Here is a 7,320-nt window from a genome sequence, read left to right on the forward strand (position 1 = left end):
TATGCATAGATATATTGCCAACACGGAAGCGGATAGAAAATATATGCTAAATGAAATAAATGCAGCATCCATAGATGATTTATTTAGTGATATTCCAGAAGAACTTAAGTTAGGCAGAGATCTTAACTTGAGAGAAGGAATGTCAGAAATGGAAATTTTTAAACATATGAATGAAATGGCAAAAAAAAATAAGAGTGTAAATGATTTAACATGCTTTCTAGGAGCAGGCGCATATGATCACTATATTCCTGCTATTATAAAACACATGGCTTTAAGGTCTGAGTTTTTCACTGCTTATACACCCTATCAACCGGAGATAAGTCAAGGAACATTACAAGTCATATTTGAATATCAAACTATGATCAGTGATTTAACGGGAATGGATGTGTCTAATGCGTCCATGTATGATGGACCAACGGCTTGTGCAGAAGGAGCCATAATGGCGTGTACAAATACTAGACGTAAATCAGTTTTAGTATCTAAAACTGTAAATCCTGAAACTAGAAGAGTATTAAAAACTTATATGAAATATAGAAATTTAGAAGTAATTGAAGTGGATATGGCAGATGGAGTTACAGATATGGAGCATCTAAAATCCTTAGTGAGTAAGGAAACGGCAGGTGTTATAATTCAAAGCCCTAATTTCTTTGGAATAATAGAAGATTACACTGAAGCAGGTGAAATAATTCATCAAAATAAGGGATTATTAATAACTTATGTGGACCCTATATCTTTGGGAATATTAAAGAGTCCAGGAAAGCAGGGGGCAGATATTGTAGTTGGTGAAGGCCAATCCTTTGGAAATGGATTAAACTTTGGGGGACCATATTTAGGATTTATGGCAACTAAGTCAAAACTTGCTAGAAAAATGCCAGGTAGAATAGTAGGAGAATCTATAGATGCAGATGGAAAGAGAGCCTATGTTTTAACACTTCAAGCTAGGGAACAGCATATTAGAAGGTTTAAAGCCACATCTAATATATGTTCAAATCAAGGTTTAAATATGTTAATGGCAACTGTTTATTTAACTACTTTAGGCAAGGAAGGCTTAAGGGAAGTGGCTACTCAATCGGCTCAAAAGGCTCACTATACCTTTGAGGAATTGACTAAGGGTGGTAAGTTTAAACCTCTGTTTAATAAACCTTTCTTTAAAGAATTTGCAGTTACTAGTCAATTAGACAGTGGTAAGGTAAATGAAAAATTATTAGAAGAAGGTATTCTGGGTGGATATGAACTAGGTAGGGACTATGAAGAATACAAAAATAGTTTAATGTTTTGTGTAACAGAAAAGAGAACTAAGAGTGAAATAGATAAACTTTCAAGTGTATTGGAGGTGTTGTAATGAGAAACTATGATAAGTTAATCTTTGAAATATCTAAACCTGGTAGACAAGCCTATAAACTTCCTAAGAATCATGTATCACAAAAGGATTTATCAAGTATAATTCCATCTGAATTTTTGAGGGAAGAAGAGTTAAAGTTACCAGAGGTAAGTGAATTAGATGTAATTAGACATTTTACTAATTTATCTAACAAAAACTATGGAGTGGATACGGGTTTTTATCCATTAGGATCTTGTACTATGAAGTATAATCCAAAGATAAATGAAGATGTGGCAGGTATGGAGAAACTAAGTATGATTCATCCATATCAACCTGAAAGTACAGTTCAAGGGGCCCTTGAAGTTATCCATGAATTAGGTGAAATGTTGGCTGAAATAGCAGGAATGGATAAGGTAACATTACAACCGGCAGCTGGTGCCCATGGAGAATTATTAGGCCTTATGCTAATAAAGGCATATCATGATAGTAGAAATGACTTTAAGAGAACTAAAATAATAGTTCCTGATTCTGCTCATGGTACTAATCCAGCCACTGCAGCTGTGGCTGGATATGAAGTTGTGGAAATTAAGTCAAATGAAGATGGTTCCGTATCTATAGAATCCTTAAAGGAAGCCTTAAGTGATGAAATAGCCGGGTTAATGTTAACAAACCCAAGTACATTAGGATTGTTTGAAAGAAATATTAAGGAAATAGCAGATTTAGTTCATGAAGCAGGAGGTCAACTGTACTATGATGGGGCTAATATGAATGCCATCATGGGAGTTACAAGACCAGGAGATATGGGATTTGATGTAATGCATTACAATTTACACAAGACTTTTTCAACACCTCATGGTGGAGGAGGTCCAGGAAGTGGTCCTGTGGGAGTTAAAGAGCATTTAGCTAAATTCTTACCTGTTCCTGTAGTAGAGAAGAATGATGATAAATACATCCTAGACTATGATAGACTAGAGTCTATAGGAAAGATTAAGGGATTTTACGGTCACTATGGAATAATGCTAAGGGCTTACACTTATATTTTAGCCATGGGTAAGGAAGGACTAAAAGAAGTCAGTGAAACAGCCGTATTAAATGCAAATTATATGATGAATAAATTAAAAGAACATTATTATTTACCAATAGACCAAGTATGTAAACATGAATTTGTATTAGGTGGTTTAGAAAATAATTTACAAGTATCAACCCTTGATATAGCCAAGAGATTATTAGATTATGGATATCATCCACCAACTGTATATTTCCCACTCATAGTTAATGAAGCTATCATGGTAGAACCAACAGAAACGGAAAGTCTAGAGACTATGGATGGATTTATTGAAACAATGATAAAAATTGCAAATGAAGCTAAAGAAAACCCTGAATTATTAAAGGGTGCACCATATAATACACCAGTAAGAAGAATTGACGAAGCAAGGGCAGCTAGAAAACTTATATTAAAGTGGAATGGATAAAGGGAGGTCTACTTATGAAAACTGATGTACAAATAGCTCAAGAAGCAACTATGCTACCCATATTAGAAATTGCTAAGAAATTAGGAATAGATGAAGATGACCTAGAATTATACGGTAAATATAAGGGAAAATTATCTTTAGATTTATATGATAAATTAAAAGGAAAAGAAGATGGAAAACTTATATTAGTCACAGCTATAAACCCCACATCAGCAGGAGAAGGAAAAACTACCACTAATGTAGGTCTTAGTATGGGGCTGAATAAGATTGGTAAAAAAACCATAACTACCCTAAGGGAACCTTCATTAGGACCATGCTTTGGTGTTAAAGGTGGAGCAGCAGGAGGAGGATATGCTCAAGTAGTTCCTATGGATGATATAAACCTTCATTTTACTGGAGATATACATGCCATAACTACAGCTAACAACCTTATGGCAGCCCTTATAGATAATCACCTACACCAAGGAAATAAGTTAAATATTGACCCTAAGAGAATCACTTGGAGAAGGGCCTTGGATATGAATGATAGAGCCCTTAGAGAAATTACAGTAGCTCTTGGACCAAAGGGTAATGGAGTTACTAGGGTAGATGGATTTGATATATCTGTTGCCTCAGAAATAATGGCAATACTATGCCTTGCTGATGGAATGAATGATTTAAAAGAGAGATTATCTAGGATGATTATAGGATATACCTATGATAATGAACCTGTAACAGCAGGTCAACTAGAGTCCACAGGAGCATTAACATTACTTCTTAGGGATGCTATAAAGCCTAATTTAGTTCAAACTTTAGAAAATACTCCAGCCATAATCCATGGAGGACCTTTTGCTAATATAGCCCATGGGTGCAACTCAGTTATGGCTACTAAGATGGGTCTTAAGATAGCAGATTATGTAGTAACAGAAGCTGGTTTTGGTGCTGATTTAGGAGCAGAAAAATTCTTTAATATTAAATGTAGATACGCAGGATTAAATCCAAGTGCAGTGGTAATTGTGGCAACTGTAAGGGCATTAAAGAATCATGGTGGAGTAGGTAAAGCTAAACTTTCAGAAGTGAATATGAAGGCCTTAGCTCATGGATTTGAAAACTTAGAAAAGCAAATAGAGAATGTGAAGAAGTTTGGAGTTCCAGCAGTGGTAGCTTTAAATGAATTCCCAACAGATACTAAGGAAGAATTAGACTTTGTTGAAGGAAGATGTAAGGAATTAGGCGTAAATGTAGTCTTATCCCAAGTATGGGCAAAGGGCGGAGATGGTGGAACTATCCTAGCTAAGAAAGTAGTTGAGTTAGTAGAAGAAGAAAAGGCTAATTTTAAACCATTATATAGCTTAGATTTATCCATAAAAGAGAAAATAGAAACTATAGCTAAAGAAATATATGGAGCAGATGGGGTAGACTTTACTTCTAAAGCTTCTAAGGAAATAGAAAAATATGAAAGAATAGGATTAGAGAAACTACCTATTTGTATGGCTAAGACTCAGTACTCCTTATCTGATGATCCAAAGTTATTAGGTAGACCAAAGGGATTTAGAATAACAGTAAGTTCCATAAGGGCTTCTGTGGGAGCTGGATTCTTAGTAGTTCTCACAGGTAATGTGATGACTATGCCAGGTCTTCCAAAGGTGCCAGCGGCTAATAAGATGGATCTTTTAGATAATGGAGAAATAATAGGATTATTCTAGAAAAACTATTAATTATAAGGTGATTGGTTTAAGGTACATGAAAAAAATAAACTAGTCACCTTATATAAAATAAGAGTATATTTATGGTTAAAATATGGAGGTGTTCACATGTTATTTGCACATGATGGGAAAGTAAAAGAGGCATTAGAAAATAGTTTGTTAAATTCTATTAGCGAGAGAAAAACGGCCATTTGTGATACGTGAGACGAGGCTAAGGTAATGGCACTTCCGTGGGGAGTGAAGGAAGAAGTAGAACCAGAGCATGGAGAAGCTGTTAGTGAGTATATGACTTCAGTAGAAGGAACTAAAATAGAACTTCCTTCTGGAAATGTAGCTCATATATTAAAGTCTGGAGTAAAAGAGAGAAAAGGAAAGTATATGTTGATTTATAGATATGAATTAGTATAGATGGATTAGATTTAAGGTAAAGTTTATGGGGATTGAAAAGAAGGATTAGAGATTTATCATTTATAAACTGGCTTTATGTGGGCCTACTTCAGGAAAATATATTGAAAATTTTTTCCATTGAAGTCCTTGTCACAAGCGAAAGTGTGAATCTTTGTAGATAGGTTCATGTGTCATGTTTAGGTAGAATAGAATGTTGTGACGTTCCACAATTCCTAAAATTTTCAATATATTTTCCCTTGTAGGCAAGTTACTGTATAGAGAAAGCTTAGTGTTGATAAATCTATAATGAGTTTAGAATTAATAGTTCTATTATGGGGGAGAAGGTGCTGATGAAATGATAGATATATTAGATTTAGGTGTATGTGAATATGAGGAAGCTCTAAATATACAGCTAGATCTTTTGAAAAAGAGGCAGGCAGATGAAATTAATGATACCTTGATTTTGGTGGAACACCCTTCTGTCATAACCATGGGGAGACGGGCGGAGAAGGGAAATATATTAGGTTCTAAGGCGGTGTTAGAGGAAAATGGAGTTGGAGTGTTTGAAAGTAATCGTGGTGGTGATGTAACCTATCATGGTCCTGGTCAAATAGTTGGATATGCCATATTTAAATTAAAAAGATATCAAATGAGTATAAGACAATTTGTATGGAATATAGAAGATACCTTTATTAAATTATTAAAGGATGAATATAATATTAATGCTAATAGGGATTTTAAAAATACGGGAGTGTGGGTTGGAAACAACAAGATAGTTGCTGTAGGATTGGCTGTAAAAAGAGGAGTAACTATGCATGGTTTCGCCTTTAATGTAAATACTGAGCTAAGTCATTTTAATTTTATAGTTCCCTGTGGAATACATGATAAAGGGGTAACATCTGTAAAAAATATAATAGGAAAAGAAGAGAATCTGGAAGAAGTAAAAGATAAAGTGATAAAGCATTTTAAAGAAGTTTTTAACAAAAGTATGAAAGATGTTTTATAAGAAGGGGGATTGGCCATGACTGTGAAGAGAAAGCCTGAGTGGCTTAGGATTAATCTGAAATCAGGAAGAAGTTTAGATTATGTAAATAATATTTTGAAAGAATTTTCCTTAAATACAGTTTGCCAAGAAGCCAATTGTCCTAATAGGATGGAATGCTTTAGCAAAAAGACAGCCACTTTTATGATACTAGGAAGTCAATGTTCTAGAGGATGTAAGTTTTGTAATGTATCCCATGGGGAACTAGAAAAGGTAGATGACAATGAACCAGAAAATGTGGCAAAGGCCACTGTAGAATTGGGTTTAAAGCATGTAGTTATAACTTCTGTAACTAGAGATGACCTGCCAGATGGTGGAGCTAAACATTTTAGTAATGTAATAAATAAGATAAGGGAAAAGGACCCTAATATAATAATAGAAGTATTAATACCTGATTTACAAGGAAATCATATGGCATTAAAGACCATAGTAGATGCAAAACCCCACGTTATAAATCACAACATGGAGACCATTTCTCGTTTATATGAAAAGGTACGACCAGAGGCCATATATGAAAGATCACTAAAAGTATTAGAAAATGTGAAAAGGATGGATCCTAGCATATATACAAAATCAGGAATTATGCTAGGATTAGGAGAAAGGAAAGATGAAGTGTTAGATTTGCTTAAGGATTTGAGGAATGTAGGATGTGACTATCTAACAATAGGTCAATATTTAGCACCCAGTAAAGAACATTATCCCGTTGAAGAATATGTTCATCCACATATATTTAAAAAGTATAAAGAGGAAGGTCTTCATATGGGATTTTTATTTGTAGCTTCAGACCCTTTAGTAAGGAGTTCATATAATGCGGCAGAGATGTTATCTCATACTTAGGCATATTCAAAAAATAAATTAGTCATTTCAATTATTTTCTTCCTTATGGAGTGGATTACATATGTTTAATATGCTCACTCATCATGTCTTGGAAATAGGGGTAGTACCAATCCTTCTCGTTGCCTTTCTAATAGACATTCACTATCAAATTCAACAGCCCACAAGATGAACAAGTTTTGATGGGCTAAAAATCATTTATCTAGTAGTTATTGCTCATGTTGTTTTGTATTGGTTTGTTTTACAACAAAAGGCTATTCCTCTCCCCTCTTTTATAAGTGGGAGAGGAATAGCCTCAACAAGTTAAAAAGTTAAATCATTTACAAAGATCTCAAAAGTCAAAAAGAGAATTACTATGGCATCAAAACTTATATAGCTTTATTGGTTTTAAATTTGTTTTATACAGTAACTTGCCTATAAGGGAAAATATATTGAAAATCTTTGGAGCCCTGGAACGTCACAACATCCTATGCACATGAACCTATATACGAAGATTCACACTTTCGCTTGTGACAAGGACTTGGGTGGAAAAGATTTTCAATGGTTTCCCTTATAGGCCCACATAAAGCAAGTTTATAC

At 34.4% G+C, this 7,320-nt stretch carries 6 protein-coding genes; all 6 read left to right on the forward strand.

What is annotated here, in order from left to right:
* Position 1: 1 nt before the first annotated feature.
* The 6 genes from gcvPA to lipA all read left to right on the forward strand — a co-directional run bounded on the left by gcvPA (position 2) and on the right by lipA (position 6,744).
* On the forward strand, positions 2-1,342 hold the full coding sequence (gene gcvPA, locus N4A57_RS10910; protein ID WP_293658030.1) for an aminomethyl-transferring glycine dehydrogenase subunit GcvPA: 1,341 nt from the start codon (positions 2-4) through the stop codon (positions 1,340-1,342).
* Positions 1,342-2,793, forward strand: a complete 1,452-nt coding sequence (gene gcvPB / locus N4A57_RS10915) for an aminomethyl-transferring glycine dehydrogenase subunit GcvPB (RefSeq protein WP_293658031.1) — start codon at positions 1,342-1,344, stop codon at positions 2,791-2,793. The genes gcvPA and gcvPB overlap by 1 nt, the downstream gene beginning before the upstream one ends.
* 14 nt (positions 2,794-2,807) lie before the next feature.
* Complete coding sequence (locus N4A57_RS10920) at positions 2,808-4,478, forward strand: formate--tetrahydrofolate ligase (RefSeq protein WP_293658032.1); 1,671 nt, start codon at positions 2,808-2,810, stop codon at positions 4,476-4,478.
* A 219-nt stretch (positions 4,479-4,697) separates the two neighbouring features.
* Positions 4,698-4,886: a hypothetical protein gene (locus tag N4A57_RS10925; RefSeq protein ID WP_293658033.1), complete on the forward strand. Its 189-nt coding sequence runs from the start codon at positions 4,698-4,700 to the stop codon at positions 4,884-4,886.
* Between the two features lie 334 nt (positions 4,887-5,220).
* Entirely contained in the window at positions 5,221-5,871 is a 651-nt protein-coding gene (lipB, locus tag N4A57_RS10930; protein ID WP_293658034.1) for a lipoyl(octanoyl) transferase LipB, read from the forward strand.
* 15 nt (positions 5,872-5,886) lie between these two features.
* Positions 5,887-6,744, forward strand: coding sequence for a lipoyl synthase (lipA, locus tag N4A57_RS10935; RefSeq protein ID WP_293658035.1), 858 nt, complete (start codon positions 5,887-5,889; stop codon positions 6,742-6,744).
* Positions 6,745-7,320: the final 576 nt, after the last annotated feature.

It is taken from the genome of Anaeromicrobium sp., from assembly GCF_025210435.1.
GTDB lineage: Bacteria > Bacillota > Clostridia > Peptostreptococcales > Thermotaleaceae > Anaeromicrobium.